Annotated in this window: 16 protein-coding genes; 6 read left to right on the forward strand and 10 right to left on the reverse strand. The window is 44.7% G+C overall.

Going from position 1 to position 16,319, the window contains the following annotated elements:
• Positions 1–234 precede the first annotated feature (234 nt).
• From MHB54_RS02975 to MHB54_RS03000, 6 genes are all read left to right on the forward strand, one after another.
• The gene (locus MHB54_RS02975) at positions 235–765 is read left to right on the forward strand and encodes a GNAT family N-acetyltransferase (RefSeq protein WP_023988137.1); all 531 of its coding nucleotides are present in this window, start codon (positions 235–237) and stop codon (positions 763–765) included.
• Positions 766–925: 160 nt separating this feature from the next.
• Complete coding sequence (locus MHB54_RS02980; protein WP_023988136.1) at positions 926–1,297, forward strand: iron chaperone; 372 nt, start codon at positions 926–928, stop codon at positions 1,295–1,297.
• Positions 1,298–1,469: 172 nt separating this feature from the next.
• Positions 1,470–2,147, forward strand: coding sequence for a tetratricopeptide repeat protein (locus MHB54_RS02985; RefSeq protein WP_069080043.1), 678 nt, complete (start codon positions 1,470–1,472; stop codon positions 2,145–2,147).
• A 229-nt stretch (positions 2,148–2,376) separates the two neighbouring features.
• Positions 2,377–3,789 (forward strand): efflux RND transporter periplasmic adaptor subunit, encoded by a 1,413-nt coding sequence (locus tag MHB54_RS02990; RefSeq protein WP_413630577.1) that lies wholly within the window; start codon positions 2,377–2,379, stop codon positions 3,787–3,789.
• Entirely contained in the window at positions 3,786–6,866 is a 3,081-nt protein-coding gene (locus tag MHB54_RS02995) for an efflux RND transporter permease subunit (RefSeq protein WP_340981383.1), read from the forward strand. Before MHB54_RS02990 ends, MHB54_RS02995 begins: the two co-directional genes overlap by 4 nt.
• Positions 6,863–7,744: a TetR/AcrR family transcriptional regulator gene (locus tag MHB54_RS03000; protein WP_023988132.1), complete on the forward strand. Its 882-nt coding sequence runs from the start codon at positions 6,863–6,865 to the stop codon at positions 7,742–7,744. The genes MHB54_RS02995 and MHB54_RS03000 overlap by 4 nt, the downstream gene beginning before the upstream one ends.
• Before the next feature lie 103 nt (positions 7,745–7,847).
• On the opposite strand, the gene MHB54_RS03005 is transcribed toward MHB54_RS03000, so the two are convergent.
• The 10 genes from MHB54_RS03005 to MHB54_RS03050 form a co-directional block, all read right to left on the reverse strand.
• On the reverse strand, positions 7,848–8,486 hold the full coding sequence (locus MHB54_RS03005; RefSeq protein WP_069080046.1) for a GDSL-type esterase/lipase family protein: 639 nt from the start codon (positions 8,484–8,486) through the stop codon (positions 7,848–7,850).
• A gap of 71 nt (positions 8,487–8,557) precedes the next feature.
• Positions 8,558–8,980 carry a GNAT family N-acetyltransferase gene (locus MHB54_RS03010; RefSeq protein WP_069080047.1) on the reverse strand — a complete coding sequence of 141 codons (423 nt, stop codon included), beginning with the start codon at positions 8,978–8,980 and terminating at the stop codon, positions 8,558–8,560.
• 42 nt (positions 8,981–9,022) lie between these two features.
• Positions 9,023–9,577, reverse strand: a complete 555-nt coding sequence (locus MHB54_RS03015; protein WP_069080048.1) for a nucleotidyltransferase family protein — start codon at positions 9,575–9,577, stop codon at positions 9,023–9,025.
• 19 nt (positions 9,578–9,596) lie between these two features.
• On the reverse strand, positions 9,597–10,850 hold the full coding sequence (locus MHB54_RS03020) for an MDR family MFS transporter (RefSeq protein ID WP_264453901.1): 1,254 nt from the start codon (positions 10,848–10,850) through the stop codon (positions 9,597–9,599).
• Positions 10,851–10,904: 54 nt separating this feature from the next.
• A complete protein-coding gene (locus tag MHB54_RS03025) occupies positions 10,905–12,620 on the reverse strand; it encodes an ATP-binding protein (RefSeq protein ID WP_076156926.1) in 1,716 nt (571 codons plus the stop codon).
• Positions 12,621–12,669: 49 nt separating this feature from the next.
• A complete protein-coding gene (locus MHB54_RS03030) occupies positions 12,670–13,734 on the reverse strand; it encodes a cobalamin B12-binding domain-containing protein (RefSeq protein ID WP_068940621.1) in 1,065 nt (354 codons plus the stop codon).
• A gap of 192 nt (positions 13,735–13,926) precedes the next feature.
• Positions 13,927–14,388 (reverse strand): MarR family winged helix-turn-helix transcriptional regulator, encoded by a 462-nt coding sequence (locus MHB54_RS03035; RefSeq protein ID WP_013309820.1) that lies wholly within the window; start codon positions 14,386–14,388, stop codon positions 13,927–13,929.
• A 199-nt stretch (positions 14,389–14,587) separates the two neighbouring features.
• Entirely contained in the window at positions 14,588–15,037 is a 450-nt protein-coding gene (locus MHB54_RS03040) for a VanZ family protein (protein ID WP_023988125.1), read from the reverse strand.
• Positions 15,037–15,705: a ribose-5-phosphate isomerase RpiA gene (gene rpiA / locus MHB54_RS03045; RefSeq protein WP_023988124.1), complete on the reverse strand. Its 669-nt coding sequence runs from the start codon at positions 15,703–15,705 to the stop codon at positions 15,037–15,039. The genes MHB54_RS03040 and rpiA overlap by 1 nt, the downstream gene beginning before the upstream one ends.
• Positions 15,706–15,765: 60 nt before the next feature.
• Entirely contained in the window at positions 15,766–16,236 is a 471-nt protein-coding gene (locus MHB54_RS03050; protein ID WP_023988123.1) for a GNAT family N-acetyltransferase, read from the reverse strand.
• Positions 16,237–16,319 lie beyond the last annotated feature (83 nt).

Here is a 16,319-nt window from a genome sequence, read left to right on the forward strand (position 1 = left end):
ACCAGATAGCCAGTAACAGTAGGCTATTCCAGTCCACATTCATTATCTTCTAATTGCCTTTTGCCGGACGCTCCCTTGCGGATTGCGTTCAGGCGGCAAAAGGTCTGGATTCATTGTAAAATGGAGGTCATAACGTTTAAAGACTACGTTCGCTTAAAAAATTGGATTGAGGTATTAATCGTTTTGAAATACTAGGTAGAGTCTTTTGACTATAGACAGGAGGAATAAATAATTATGCAATTTGAGACAAACCGGCTCATCATTCGTGATATTTTCAGATCTGATTGGGAAAGTATACATACGTACACGTCATTGCCTGAAGTTACTAGATATACAGCCTGGGGACCGAATACAGAAGAAGATACAAAGGCATATATAGAACAAGTTTTAGCTTCGCAGCAGGAACAGCCACGACAAGACTACGAACTAGCCGTTTGTCTGAAAAATAATGGAATCCTGATCGGCGGTATGGGTATTCATGTCAAAGATACTAATGCAGAATTGGGTTACGTTTTGAATCCAGATTATCAAGGGAAGGGTTATGCAGCAGAGGCAGCACGAGCGTTACTAGACTTTGGATTTAGCACACTTGCTGTCCACCGTATTTATGCAACATGTCGTCCAGAAAACAAGGCTTCTGAGAAGGTTATGCAACAGATCGGAATGCAACGTGAAGGTTTGATGCGTGAACACTGGTACTATAAAGGCGAGTTTCATGATTCATGTTTGTACTCTATTCTTGCTGAGGAATATAACAGGACATAAACGGTGTTTTTTATATCTAAATATATTTTTGATTATTCAACAGACAATTACTCCTTGAGAAACATGTTACTGCGATAAAATGATATTTAAACCATTTAATGAGAAATAAGTTTGAGGAACTTTTCTGCACGATATAATTTTTAATTAAGGAGGGTACAACATGGAAGCTTTTGCAGAATATTTAGAGCATATTGATAACCCCCAACATCGGGCCCGAACGCAAGAGGTTTTGGCTTGGGTAACCAAGAAGTTTCCAAATTTAATGGCAAAAATTGCGTGGAATCAACCTATGTTTACGGATCACGGCACATTTATTATTGGCTTTAGCGTAGCCAAACATCATTTGGCCGTTGCCCCTGAAAAGGCAGGGATTAATCATTTTTCGGAGTTAATTGTGCAGGCTGGCTATGATCACACCAAGCAGTTGGTACGTATCCAGTGGGATAGTCCAGTTGATTTCTCATTACTTGAGAAAATGATCGAGTTTAATATTTTGGATAAGGCAGACTGTTCAACCTTTTGGCGGGAATAAAAAAAGGTTCCTTTTCTCGTAAAACTATACATCGAGCATCACAAATAAGTATTTTTCTTCTCGCCCCCTCTACCATCCTTCCAAATCTCATCATGCTAATCACCCTTAAAGTGACCCTATGCTATAATGTGGAAAGTATGGATTGTTACATGCACAGGAGGATTGGAGCAGAATGATTGGGAAATTTTTAATTTTCTCTCTACTATGGAGTTTGCTTGGCAACCCGTTTTTGGCAATGCTCGTACTCCTAATCGTGATCTATATATTAGATCGCAGCTTTGTCGGTGTATTGCCCAGCATCAGCAAACCATGGAAAAGAAGACGCAATGCCGCTCGATTGCGCCAACAGATTACGCTAAACGCCAACGATGTGGCTGCCAAGTTCGATTTGGCTCGTATCTGGATCGAAAGCAAGAAATATCCTCAGGCTTTGGAGCTGTTATTGGAAATTCAATCCCGTTATGAAGAATCAGCAGACTATTGGAACGCACGGGGAACGGCTGAAGTTCACACAAACCATCTGGAGGATGGAGAACAGGATTTACTGAAAGCACTGGACATTAACCCGCGGGTGCAATACGGTGAGCCTTATTTGCATTTAGCCGCTGCTTTCAAAGAACGTGACGTAAATAAGTCACTTCATTATCTGCAGCAATTTCAGGAGATTCAGTCTTCTTCCAGTGAGGGCTATTATCTGACAGGCTTGATGTACCGTATGCTGGGACGCAAGGATGAAGCCACTGTAGCCTTTAACCAGTCCATTGCCGTCTATCGTTCCCTGCCCAAATACCGCAAACGAAGTGAGCGCAAGTGGGCTGTACGTAGCTTATTCCGTAAATTAATCGGCTAAACAGCTATATTTATTTTCTTAACGACCTTTCTCTTCTTTTGAGAAAGGTCGTTTTTACGTTTGTCTACCATGTACTTCCACGGACCTGAATCGGCTCCCTTTCGCATCCTGAATTTGAGGCATTTTTTTGTAATCAGTTGTTGACATGCCACAAATCAGGTCATATAATCCGTTTATGAACTGATGAGTTTATACATAAACTTTAAAGTACAAAAAAAAGACAGAAAGGATGATCATCTTGTTAAAACCCAGTCTCTACATATCTGCTATATTCATTCTTCTGTTCACCTCAGCTTGCTCATCTACAGGATCGAGTGATCAAGAAGCAGCAGAACAACAAAATCAAAAGGTAGAAGCGATGGTTGTTAAAAAAGAACCGCTGTCTGCTTCTTTTGACCTTTCAAGCACGCTACAGCCCTATGAGGATACCTCCGTATCTTTTGAGTTATCCGGACTGATTCGCGACACAGTTGTCAATGTGGGAGACTCCGTATCCCAGGGGCAGATCTTGACGATGCTTGATTCATCCAGCTACCAGCTACAACTGGAGCAGGCTAGTACAGCTATACTTGAAGCACAGGCAGGTATCAAAAATGCTACAGCTGCCATTTCAAGTGCAGATGCCTCCATTCAATCCGCCGACGCGCAAAAGGCAGCAGCTCAAGCTGGAGTTAACAAAGTGAACAAGGGTGCCCGTGAGCAGGAAAGGGCACAGGTCCGTACCAAAGTGCAAAGAGCACAGTCCGCTTTGACTAAAGCACAGGCTACCGCTGAACGCACCAAGCTTTTATATGATCAGGGAGCTGCAACCAAAAACGATTATGAAAATGCGCAGCTCGCTTTGACCAATGCCACCAAGGACCTGGAGGATACACAAGAAGCCCTCTCCTTAATCCAGGAGGGAGCAACATTGGAAGATCGGCAATCGGCAGAATCCAGCCTACAGCAAGCCCAAGCCGGGAAAGAAGCTGCTATCGCTGCGAAGGAACAGGCAGAAGCCTCTCGAGATAACTCAACTGCGGCATATCAACAGGCGGTCATTGCCAAAAAGCAAGCCGAACTTTCCCTCTCCAAGACAGCTTTAAAAGCCCCCATTTCCGGCGTTATTCTGGAGAAAAAGGCAACGGTGGGACAATTGGCGAGCACTGGACAGCCGATATATCGTATCGGACAAATCGACAAGCTCAAGGTGCTGCTCCCTGTTCCCGATCATGAAATCACGAACTGGAAGCAAGGTCAGACAGTCCAACTTCAACTGTACGATGAGAACAGAGAAGGAACGGTCAGCAAAATTTATCCGGCCACCAACATCAATACGGGCAGTATCAACGTAGAAGTGATTGTTCCTAACCCCCAGCATGATTGGGCCCCGGGACAAGTCATAAAGGCAGGCCGCCAACTGACTCAGAGTGAGCAAATTTTGCTCCCAGCCAAAGCTGTCATTAATAACGGTACAGATACTTTTGTCTATAAAGTGGTGAACAACAAAGCGGTCAAGACGGTCGTGAATGTCGGTCAGATGTCCAACAATAAGCTCGAAATTACCAAGGGACTGAATGTCGGGGATCGTATCGTTACCACCGGAGTAAACCTGATCTACGATGGGCTGCTCGTTCAGATCATGGGGGGAACGAGCAAATGATTGCATATTTTATCAAAAAGAAAAAACTGACCCTCTTTATTTTTATCATGGCGATTGTTGCCGGGCTATATAGTGTCTCTCAACTTCCCCGGCAGGAAACGCCGGATATTATCAAGAAAACCGCTGTGGTCACGACCCTCTACCCTGGAGCTACACCCCAAAAGGTAGAACAAACGGTCACGAAGCCTCTGGAACAAAAAATGAAAGAAATCAATCATATTAAAAAGATTTCTTCTACATCCGAAAATGGACTTTCGACGATTATCATTGAGACAGAAGGCAACGCCAATGCCGCAGAAGTCTGGGATACATTACGCAAAAAAATGAACGATGCCCAATTTTTTCTGCCCACAGATGCTCAAAAGCCTGTCGTTAACGATGATTTGAATAAAGTATTTATCCATTCCTACGCCATCACGGGGGACTCTGTGGAGCAATTGTATCAACTAAATGATATGGTGATATCATGGAAGGATCAATTAAAAACCATTCCCGGTGTATCGGAAGTAACAATCAAGGGATTATCGGATCAAGAGGTTCAGATTCAGATTGATGCTCAAAAGCTCCAGCAGTACCATATCAGTTGGGAACATCTCATGAGTGCAGTGCAGAAGGAAAATGAGCAATATCCGATAGGCAATCTGGATTACAATGAACGTACCTACCGAATGAATGTGACGCAGTCCAAGAATGCTCAGGATTTGAGTAAAGTCATTATTTCCAAAACTGAAAGTGGCGCTCCTGTGTATCTCAGTGATGTGGGCACCGTATTGCTTACACATAACACCAGCAGCTATATGGCCTTTTTTAACGGTAAACCAGCTATTACGCTGACGATTAACGGTAATACCGGCTCTGACGTAGACACGATTTATAGCAAAGTAAATAAAGAAATGCAGTTGTTAAAACCAGATCTGCCTAATACGTTTCAACTGAATACGTTATTTTCACAGACCGAGCGGATTGATCATATTTTTCATGGCTTGACCCGTGAATTGCTGTTTGCCATTGCGGCGGTTGTGATCGTATGTACATTGGGCTTGAATCTGATTACATCCTCTTTTGTGGCACTGGCTATTCCTATTTCAATCGCCATAGGTCTCATTATTCTCCCTATGCTCGGAATAACATTGAATCAGGTTACGGTCATTGGCTTAATTATTGTAATGGGGATTCTAGTCGATGATGCTGTGGTGGTTAATGATAATATTGAACGCAGAATGATGACCTTGGGCGAGAGTCCCAAGATAGCAGCATTAAATGGAACGAAAGAAGTTTCCATTTCCATTTTGACCGCAACCCTGGCAACTGTAGCCTCCTTTGCCCCGCTGTTCTTTTTATCAGGCGATGCAGGCTCCCTTATCAAACCATTACCGTTTGCTGTTATCTTTACGTTATTGGCTTCCATGCTCATGTCCTTTACCGTCATCCCAATCTTTAGAGAATGGTATGGACAACGAAATCAAAAAACGCCCAACTCCACCATGAAGCCGTCGGGACTGCTGGGAAAACAAATTGATGCTCTTCGTAACGTATATACCAGCAAGCTGATTCCGAGAGTCATTAAGCAACCTGGATTATATGCTGCATTAGGATTATTGATCAGTACCACGCTGTACGGCATACTTGCTCTGATTCCGATCGACCTGTTCCCCAGAACCAACGATCCGGAATTAAGCATTAATGTGCGTATGCCTACAGGTACTTCTATAGAAGAAACCAAGCGGGTCACCGAGGATATTGCCAAATGGGTGAAGCAGCAACCTCATGTGGAAACGATCAGTTATGCGGCTGGCGGCGACGCTCCCCGGTTGTTTAAAGATATGACCGCTGACGCCAAAACAGGCACAACCGTGGGTCAAATTGCTATTATTGGGGAAGAAGGTGCATTTGATCCCGATGAAATGGCAGACAAATGGCCCTCCATCTTAAAGGATCGTTATCCGGGTCAATCCATTTCCTTGAAAATAGCTAAAGTGGGGGTGCCTCTCGGTAAGCCGATCTCCATTCGGATTTTAGGCAATGATGTAGATCAGTTGCGTTCGTTGTCACAGCAGTTAAAAGAAGGCATTATGGCTACCAGAGGAACACAGGACATACAAGATAATATGGAAAATGAAGGATATACGTTGGATTTCCAAATCAACAAACAAGCGATGGATCAATATCAGGTAAGCAATAATGATCTGACACGTACACTCTTGTTAATGGGTAATGGCGTGAGCTTTAGCCGATTTGATACGGGGAAAGATTTGATCAATATTAAGCTGAAGCTAAGCCAAACCGATCAAAATCCTGAAATTTTGTTTCAGCAATTGAATGTGACCAATGCCAATGGTATACAAATCCCTTTATCTCAATTGGCTGAGTTGAAACCATCCTTTGCAACACAAAAAATTAACCATTATAATTTAAAACGTTCGATTACTGTTGAAGCTGAAGTTCACGGGCGTACAGCTTCCGAAGTCATGAAGGATGTCAAGCTTAAATTGCAGGATATTAAATTTCCTCCAGGCTACACTTGGGAAATTGGGGGCGAGATTTCAGGACAAGATGACATTTTATCAGAAATAGGATGGTTATATGTTGTCGTCATACTATTAATCTTCATGCTGATCTTTTTGCAATTTTATTCTTTCTCGACTCCACTCATCATATTGACTACCGTGTATATGGCAGCAGCAGGCGGATTTCTTGGCTTGTTCATTCTAAATACGCCGGTTAGTTTTATGGGCGTGTTGGGCTTAATGACCTTGGCAGGTATTGTCGTACGTAACGGCATTGTGCTGATTGAGTTTATTGAGGATGCAAGACGTGAAGGGATCGAACTGAAGGAGGCGGTTATTGCAGCGACCAAAGCGCGTTTCCGTCCCATATTGCTTACTTCACTGACAGCCATTGTCGGTCTGATTCCGATTGCGCTTATTGGAGAGCTTATGTTTAGACCGCTGGCGTATACCATTATGTTTGGATTGATGTACTCGACCATTCTTACGATGTTTGTGGTTCCGTCCCTGTATATGGTTATTGCCCGCTGGAAATTAAAGAGACAGAGCAAAAAATTGGGGGTACAATGAAAAAAATAACGAGTGAAGATATTATCTATGCCGCCCTTTCCCTGTTTTCTGAAAAAGGGTACGATGCCACCTCGGTGGATGAAATTGCCCGCAAAAGCGGGATGGTCAAGGCTTCCTTTTATAAATACTTTCAAAGTAAAGAAGAGTTGCTGCTGGGGACAATCGTCCTGATTGAAAAACTTCTTGATGCAGATATTAAAGAGCTTTATTTGAAGCATCAGCTACCTTCCCGTGAAAAGTTGAGACAACTGTATTTGATTGCGCTGGGCCGGATTTATAAGAATAAAGTTCATTTGCTGGTATACTCCGTCCCTTTAATCGGTTCTAAGGAAGAAAAAATCGCACAAGCCATTGATCGTGTTGAACATTATTTGTCTAACGTGATGGTTGATTTCTTAATTGATGCTTATGGACAATCTATACGTGACTATGCGCACGATATCAATTTTGTCATCAAAAGTATCATTATTAATTCCTTCCGAATGAGCGATTCAGAACTGTCCTCGACGGAGCATCAAACACTGGCTGAATTTATTGTCAGCATTACGGATATACTGGCACAAGGAATGTTGAGCCCTGATGTTCAACATCAAATCATGTGGGGCCGCGATTCCGTATTCTATGAAGATTCTGATCAAATCTGGACCAAAGGAAAACAAATCTCCTATGCACTGCAACGTATAGATACGGTTCTGAAACAAACTAAATTAAATGAAGCTACACGGAATGAATATGTGCAAATCCTAAGCAGATTACAGCGTGAGCTCTCGGAAGAAAACGTGGAAATAGCTCACGTGAAAGCCCTCCTTCTATTTTTGGGACAGCTGCCCGAGTTGCTGGAAGACTGTACCAAGCTGAAGGCTGTATTGGAGATTTAGCACGCCGAAATGCATAAAAAGAGGTTCATGATAGTCAGATCTACTGCCATCATGAACCTCTTTCTTTAATATACTTTGTCCGATCCAAAGCATCCTCTCACGCTCACCGTAACGGCGCATAACCAAGCCGATTCAGTTCTTCTGCAATCACACGATAACCACGACTGTTCGGATGCACCCGGTCTAACGAAAGCAGTGCCCGTTCATAGCCCTCAAATGCGGGATAAATGTTCGCCACCCGGTAATTGGGTCCGCCCAATGTGTAGAGAAACGAGTTGTACTGGCGCACATATACTCCCGCCTCCCTTACCCCTGGAAAAGGATTATATAATCCCACCATCCGGATGATAAATGGCTCACGCTGACCGGACTTTATCTGATACAGGGCATGTACAATTTGGCGCACATGTTCTTTTGTGTGATTCAGGGCTTGCGGAATGGAGGAACCCGACAAGCCGGAATCTCCAGCAAGGACGCTGATGTATGGGCGCAGATCATTCCCGCCGATCGTTACCGTTATAAGTTCAGCCCGGCTGAGCGCCGACCGAAAAAGCGGATTGTTGCGGACCATTGACAGCAACTCCTGCGATGTCAGCCCGTTGATTCCCAGATTCTCGTAACTGACTGGCGTACGGAGATGTCTTTCTGCCATTCGCCGATAGATAGGTACAAATCCGCCGCTCAGCAACGTCCCCGCACCTGTTGTTAAAGAATCTCCAATCGCTGTATAGTGGTACGCCAATGAAACCCACCTCCCTCTTTCTACATAACATATCTTATGTAGAAAGAGGAACGCGGGACCCGGAGATTCGCTTATTCTTCGTCTATTTCATATACACAATGGAATTGCCCACCATCCGACAAATCCTCTGATCCATATACGGCAAAGCCCACATTGCGGAAGAAATCTGCCCCCTCCGCATCCGTGTCCACAGTAAGCCGTTTCGGATTACGCTCCTGAATAAGCGTAAGCAGCATACCTCTGGCATATCCTCTATGACGGTTTTCAGGCAACACGGCCAGATGGCGAATTACGGTTGTTCCATCCTCCTGCTCCTCAAAGCCAACAATACCTACAATAAGTCCTTCATCTTCTACACCGAACAGCTTCCAGTCATCCGAGGCTTGATAGGTACGTAAAGCTGCTTCTCCGCGTTCAGGATGATCCAGCACAGCGTAGGTTAACAGCTCCAGAACCTCCTCACGATCTGAATCTGTTTTTATATTTTTAAACATTGTTTGTCGTCTCTCCTTAATATCCTGAAATTAGGATTACCTCTAATTCTCCATAATAAGCAACGGCCAGTTATCAAGCCACTGCTTCTCAAATACACGCTGACGAAAAGCCGTTGTGTGACTAAACAAAGGGCTTTGCCGTACCCGCATATCCAGCAGATCTTCCAATCCATGCGGACAAATGACCTCTATTTGATCCTTGTCATTCAATCTAACCGCCACAGCCGTTGCCGTCTCTGGCCAGCGGCTCATCGCATCCTCTATCGAGGAATAAGGAGCCTCCCCGTTGCGAATATGCATCCGAGCCTGATTTTTGACAGACCAGTTACGTCCGGCCTGCTTACGGTTCAAGGACAATTCTAGATACTCATCTCGTTCCTCTAGCGTATTTTTCGGGTCAAAGTAAATAACATCAATATCGTTTAAAGGTGTAGCAGTTGTATAGCCATGGAGCTTGTCCCAAACCCGGTTACGTACATAGCCTGCGGCAATACATCCTTGCGGCAACTTCAGCTCTCGCACATATCGCAAGTCTTGCAGTACCTGCGGATCATTCATATATTGTATGATTCGTAGCACATTTTCTTCCGACTTCATCCTGCACTCAACTCCCTTTTTATGATGACAGTTGCTGCACCGATTCTCCTCCTTGAGCCGCGATCCGTGCTGTACGCTGCACCAGACGGCGGCGTGCGACCAGAAGGAACGGAATTCCAATCACAACCGACAGGGCAACCGGAACAAAAACGGCAAGCGGCGCCGTTTGACCATAGATATCCAGCAACCAGCCACCAAATAAAGGAGCCAGCACGCTTCCCAAATTATTAAAGCCGATTGTACCGAAGTAGGTCCCTTTATATTGAGCATCTGCAATTTGGTCAATCAGTACGTCCAGCATCGTGAACAATAACACTTCACCAACCGTAAACAGCACCATATCCAGTATAAACATCCAGCCTGAGTTTAGCATACCGCACAGCAACAGGCTGACCGCAATACATATATTCCCTGCAATCAAGGAATTCACCGGGGAAAATCGACTTGCCAATCGCACCAGCGGATATTGAAATGCCAATACACAAACCGCGTTGACCGTCAGCATGTATGTAAACCATCGGGTTCCTTCTGCGAAGGATAAGGACAAGAATTGAGGCATTGTGGAATTGGAATGAGCATAGCCCATCACACAAAATACCGTTCCCAGCAAAATCGGCATAAACACCGGATCACGGCTGGCTGTACGGAATGCCTCGCCCATCCGCAGTGGAGCCTCTCCCGCCGTTGTACCTATATGCAGATCCGATGCATACCGGGCAAATTGGATCAACAACAGTACCCCGTACAATGCGTACACACCAGCAGCTACCATAAACGGCGTCCCCGTGGATGCAGATCCTAACATTAAACCAAGCAACGGCCCTGCCACCACCCCAACATTAATGGCTGCATATCTCATATTGTAGATAAGCAGTCTTTTCTCCTTCGGGGTTACATCTGATAACAGTGCCCGTGAGGTTGGCTCGAACAAGGATCTGCACAGTCCATTCAGAGCATTAATGACAAAAAAGGCCCAGGCCGCTTCCGCAAACGCAAAAGCAACGAATACAAGCGCCCAGCTCGCAATGGACACCAGCATCACCTTTCGCCGTCCGATTCGATCTGAAATATATCCACCGTAAAAGCTGGCAAAAATGCCGACCAACGAGCTGACCGATACGATCACCCCCGTATGAAAGGGGGACACCCCTAGACGGGTGGTAAGGTAAATAGACAAAAACGGGATACTCATGGATGTCGCCATCCGTCCAAAAATTGTACCGACAATAATCGTCCAGGCCAGCGGGTGAATGGAACGTAACTGTTCTTTCATATATGTCTCTTACGTCCTCCTTCCGTATGCAAGTCTAACAAGGGGGAAACCTGTCTAGCACTGGTGAATATAGCGTTCCAGCTCTAAACACGTTGCTTGATAGACAGATTGGAGCGCAGACAACTTCGCTTTCGCATTCTCAAGTCGGTTCTCCCGTGCAAGCTGTTCAATATCGGACAGCAACGAGGACAAACGCCCGACACCCAGACTCACGCTGCCTGATTTCAACTCATGAGCAGCCTCTACTACTTTTGTGGCTTCGCCCGCAGCAGCCAGTTCTCTTAACCTATTGATTTTGGCAGGTGTATCACTAGTATACATTTCCACCAATGACTCCAGTAGTCCCGTGCTGCCATCCTCGTCCAGCAGCATAATTTCACGTATAACTTCCTCATCCAAAATCGGCTCGGTTTCAGGCTTTGGAAGCCATTTGACAAGCTTTTCAGAGAGCCTTTCAATCGTTACTGGCTTCATCAAGTAATCGTTCACTCCAACCTCCTGGCCCCGTGCCTGATCCTCCTCGGACACATTTCCGGTCAAAGAAATGATTGGCACAGGTGGTTGCTGGTTTTCTGCTTCCCGCTGGCGGATCGCTTTCGCCGCATCATGACCATTCAGCAGAGGCATATGATGATCCATTAGAATACAAGCGTAGGATCGTTCGGAGGCCGCTCTTACAGCAGCTTGTCCATCCTCAGCAAAATCAATATGCTGGAATCCCAAGTGGTTAAGCTGTAATTGCACCACCTGACGATTTACCCGATTATCCTCAGCCACCAAAATAGTTTGAGAATGACTGTGCTCACGCAGCAACTCGCTAAACACCTTCAAATCACCAGTTTCATGCTTCTCCATTTCGTCTGCCTGCTCCGATCCTTTCATGAAGGGAATTTCAAACCAGAACGTCGAGCCTTGGCCTTCTTCACTGACGACCCCGATTTCTCCCTGCATGAGTTCCACAAATGAACTGCATATCCATAGCCCCAGACCCGTTCCTCCATATTGGGAGGCGCTTCCTTCACCGGCCTGTACATAGGGCTGAAACAGCTTATTCTGATCCTCCGATGAAATCCCAATACCCGAATCCTGCACCTCAAACCGAACACGTTGGGAATCTTTTGTTTCCTCCACTAATTTTGTTCGAACGATGAGCAATCCTTCACTCGTAAATTTATTCGCATTGTTCAACAGATTGAGCAAGATCTGCATGATCCTTGCCGAATCTCCCTCCAGATGCTCTGCCACACTGGTATCGGTCTCTATACTCAACCGGTTACCCATCTGATAGATTTGCGGCTCCAACAACTGGGCAACGTGACTCATAATCGCCTGAACTCTGACATTTCCGATCTCCAGTTCCATCTGTCCTGCTTCCACTTTGGATATATCAAGCAGATTATTAATCATGTTCAACAACAGAGAGGCTGACTCACGTATCACACCGATGGCCTGCCGTTGATCTGGGGAAAGTTTGGATGAACCTAACATTTCGATCATTCCAAGTATTCCATTCATTGGCGTTCTGAATTCATGACTAACCACAGCCAGAAAAGTGCTCTTTAGGTCATTAGCCCGTACCGCTTCTTCCTTCGTCCGTGTTAATTCCGCATTACTTTTGGCAAGCTGACGCTGCAGATTGACCAGTTCGTTGTTCATTGATGAAAATTCATTCAGCAGCTTTTCTTCCTCAGCCTTGCTTTTCACAATCTCATCCGTTAATTGTTCGACCGTTTTCCGCAGGACAGCCATTTCTGCTGTCGGTTCCTTCATATTAAAAGGCCCCCTTTACAAAATGACTTACAGGTTCACAAAACTAACCTTATTTCCTGAGCGAAAGTAAGTCACCTGCAACCTCCAGCGCTTCCTCCGCACCTGGCGCGTATCCGTCCGCCCCTACTTCCTGCCACAAGTGGGAATCGAGATTAAAAGGCAAGCCTCCGACCATAATTTTCACATGGCTAGTAGTTGGGTCTTGCCGAATGAGAGCAATCAACTCTTTCACTAAATGGACATGGTAAGCCATGGTAGCTGAGATAGCCACCACATCCGCCTTGTAACTCACAATGGCCTGAAGCAGACTCCGGTTAGGTACATTGGCACCTAAATAATACGTATCCCAACCATCCATTTCAAATATATCAGCCAGCATACGCAGACCAAATTCATGCTGCTCGCTGCCTACACACGCCGCCACGAGGCAGCGTTCCTTACTTCCACTTCCCATCCATCTGGGGTACAGGCTGGAAATAATAAATTGAGTCGCGGCAGTGCAAAAATGCTCTTGACCGACGGTGATTTTGCCTTCATGCCATAGACGGCCTATTTCATATTGCGAAATTTGAAAAATATATTTATACGTATGTTGAATAGAGATACCCTCATCCAGCAAACGGACGATCCAATCCAAAGCCTGTCTGCGATTACCTGAGAGTAAATATTCCAAATATTGAGCCGCATTAGCAGCATAAGGATTATCATCTGTAATAAAAGAGGCATACTCCTCTTTCTTCCCAATTTGCTGTATCCCCAAATCCAGATGCTCCAGCACCATGGTTTTATCCGTATGATCGAAGTGCTCTATCAACGTCTCCTGGATTAATCTGAAATTGATGCTCAAATCTTCTTGGGTTATGCCGAAACCCTCCAGAAGCTTTTTTAACCAGGAAACATACTGTGTAAATAAAATAGGGCTGTTCATGATTACACTTTCAGCTAAATAGTTCAAACTATATATAGAATCCTGTTTTGTCTTTATTTTACCGTTATCCCCAAAACGCTGCAAAAGATCGGGCTGTAATTCGTATTGCTTATGGGTAACTAATTCAGCCAAAGCTCCTGCTTGCATCAATAGCGATTCACCTGCGGTATATTGCTGTATACTCATGTACAGCTCCTTCCCCGACAAGGTATTGTATTCGAAACAGATACTGGGGATTTGTTCCAGACGTGACTATTAGACAATTATACCTGATTTGCGTCTCTACATTAACCCTACTCCCCAAAATACGACAAAAAAATAAAATACCGAGAAGTCGGTATTTTATCTAAAAGCAGATTTAACCTGCACATGCACAATTTATGATCCGTTACTCTTCTGCCCCTCAGCCGTTAGTCCAAGCTTTTTTAACAGATGAATAGCCTGCTCTTTCTCTTCCACAGATAAGCCATCTACGGTCTCCATAATGACACGATGATGCTGCGGGAATATTTGCTCAAAGAAATGACGTCCATCATCAGTCAATTCTGCATAAATCACACGCCGATCATCTTGTGATGCACGACGGGTAAGCAAGTTTTTTTTCTGAAGTTTATCTACCACGTACGTAATATTCCCACTAGAGATTAGTACCTTTTCACCAATCTTCTGCAAAGGCTGTGGTCCCCGATAATACAGCAGATCAAGCACTCCAAATTCTGTTGTATTTAATCCATGACTATGAATGTCCCGATTCGTACGGGACGTGACCGAATTATAAGCACGAGCCAGAACAACGAACAAATTAAGTGCTAAGTCCTGATCATCTGGTTTTACAGACATATTAACAGCCTCCGTTACTCATATCTTTATTCCAAGATATCTTAATTGTGCACTTTTGTCAAGTTTAAGCGTTCCTTTCCCTGCTCTTACGGCCTATAAATGGAGGAATTACCGTCTATTATGAGAAGGTTACAGTTCATTATGTAAAAAAAGCCCGCTCTCAGCCAGTCTTAAAGCACTGATCCAGAGAGCGGGACGATTATGTTGTTATCCCTAACTTCTTACGTACAAATACGTAGGCAACACGGCCGCATAATACTCCCAGAACATTCAGTATGATGTCATCTACATCCATTGTACCTGCGCCCAGTAGCATTTGGGACACCTCAAGAATGACCAGTGCGATCACTATCGTTAACAACAGACTGCCTATACTTCGCATGGACACCCAAATGATAGGCACAAGGATACCGAAGGGAATAAATACGCCAATATTACCGAGCAAATTAACACCCCATACCCGAAAAGGAAACGACTCCATTGCCCGCCAGTATTGCCTAATCGTATCAAACGGAACAATATTATACGAATACGGGGGGCCTGGTCGTAATGTACGACCAAAACCGAGAAACATCCAATATAATAGAAGCCCTGTATATAAAATCAATAACATCAATGCCACATGATGAAGCAGGCGGGTCCTAGACATTACTTGTTACGGACGTCGATCTGTCCATTGGCCCGTGCGATAATAACCTGGTCCGCCATATTAATGAACAGTCCGTTATCGACTACACCCGGAATTTGATTCAAGCGGATTTCCAATTCCTGCGGATTCTCGATCTTACCATAGCGACAATCGGCAATATAATTACCATTATCCGTAAGGAAGCGCTCGCCGTCTTTCATACGCCATTCTGCTTTACAGCCCGTCCCCCGCAAAGCCTCCAACGTCCACTCACTGGCAAAGGGTACGACCTCAACGGGTAAAGGAAATGCACCCAGCACCTTCACATCCTTGGACTCATCGACAATAATGATTAATCGGTCGCTATTGCTTTCCACAATTTTCTCTCTCAGCAGGGCTCCGCCTCCACCTTTCACCAGTACCAGTTGCTCGTTCACTTCATCTGCACCGTCGATGGTAACGTCAAGCCTTCCAATCTGATCAAACGGAATGATGGGAATTCCCAGCTCCCTGGCCTGATCCTCCGAGGCTTGGGATGTAGCTACAGCCTGTATATGTAATCCTTGTGCTACACGCTCACCGATTTTTTGAATAGCCCAAAAGGCTGTCGAGCCTGTACCAAGTCCTACTTTCATGCCGTCCTGAATCGCCTCAACTGCTTTTTCGGCCGCTTTTTGCTTCAAATTCATTATCATCTCTCCCGCTATATAGGCTAGTATTGATCATCATCCATTTTATAAGAGAACGCTTTATAATAACAGAGACAGCTTTTTACCATAACAAAGGCTGTTTTCATCGTGTTCATACTCCCCAAACCGTTCAATAGGTTCGTATCCCCGCTTGGTATAGAGAGCAATCGCTTCAGGTTGGGCCGCTCCGGTCTCCAGTTTAATTCTTACAACTCCTCGTTTGCTGGCTTCCTCTTCCAAAAAAGATAATAGACTCACCGCAATTCCTTGTCTGCGATAAGAGGAATCGACATAAAACCTTTTGAGCTCCATTTCTTCCGCATCTATAGGCCTAAGCCCTCCACAAGCCACCGGTTTTTCGTCCACATACACAACAGCGAAAACCATTTCTTTAACTTTCGGATTGGAAAAATCGACCAAGTAAATTTCGTCGGCAGGATACCTTTCCAGCAAGTCCTCATCCAGCCTTTGAATCAACTTATGCAGATCCTCATGATTACTCTCAACCTTTAAAATCGTAAGCTTGGACATTCTTCTTATCCCTCTTCTCTTTACATGGATATAAGGACTCATTTCGCAAACAATTCACAAAAACCGCGCTAAATCAAGCATTT

Source organism: Paenibacillus sp. FSL M7-0802, from assembly GCF_038004945.1.
In the GTDB taxonomy this organism is placed as follows: Bacteria; Bacillota; Bacilli; order Paenibacillales; family Paenibacillaceae; genus Paenibacillus; species Paenibacillus polymyxa_B.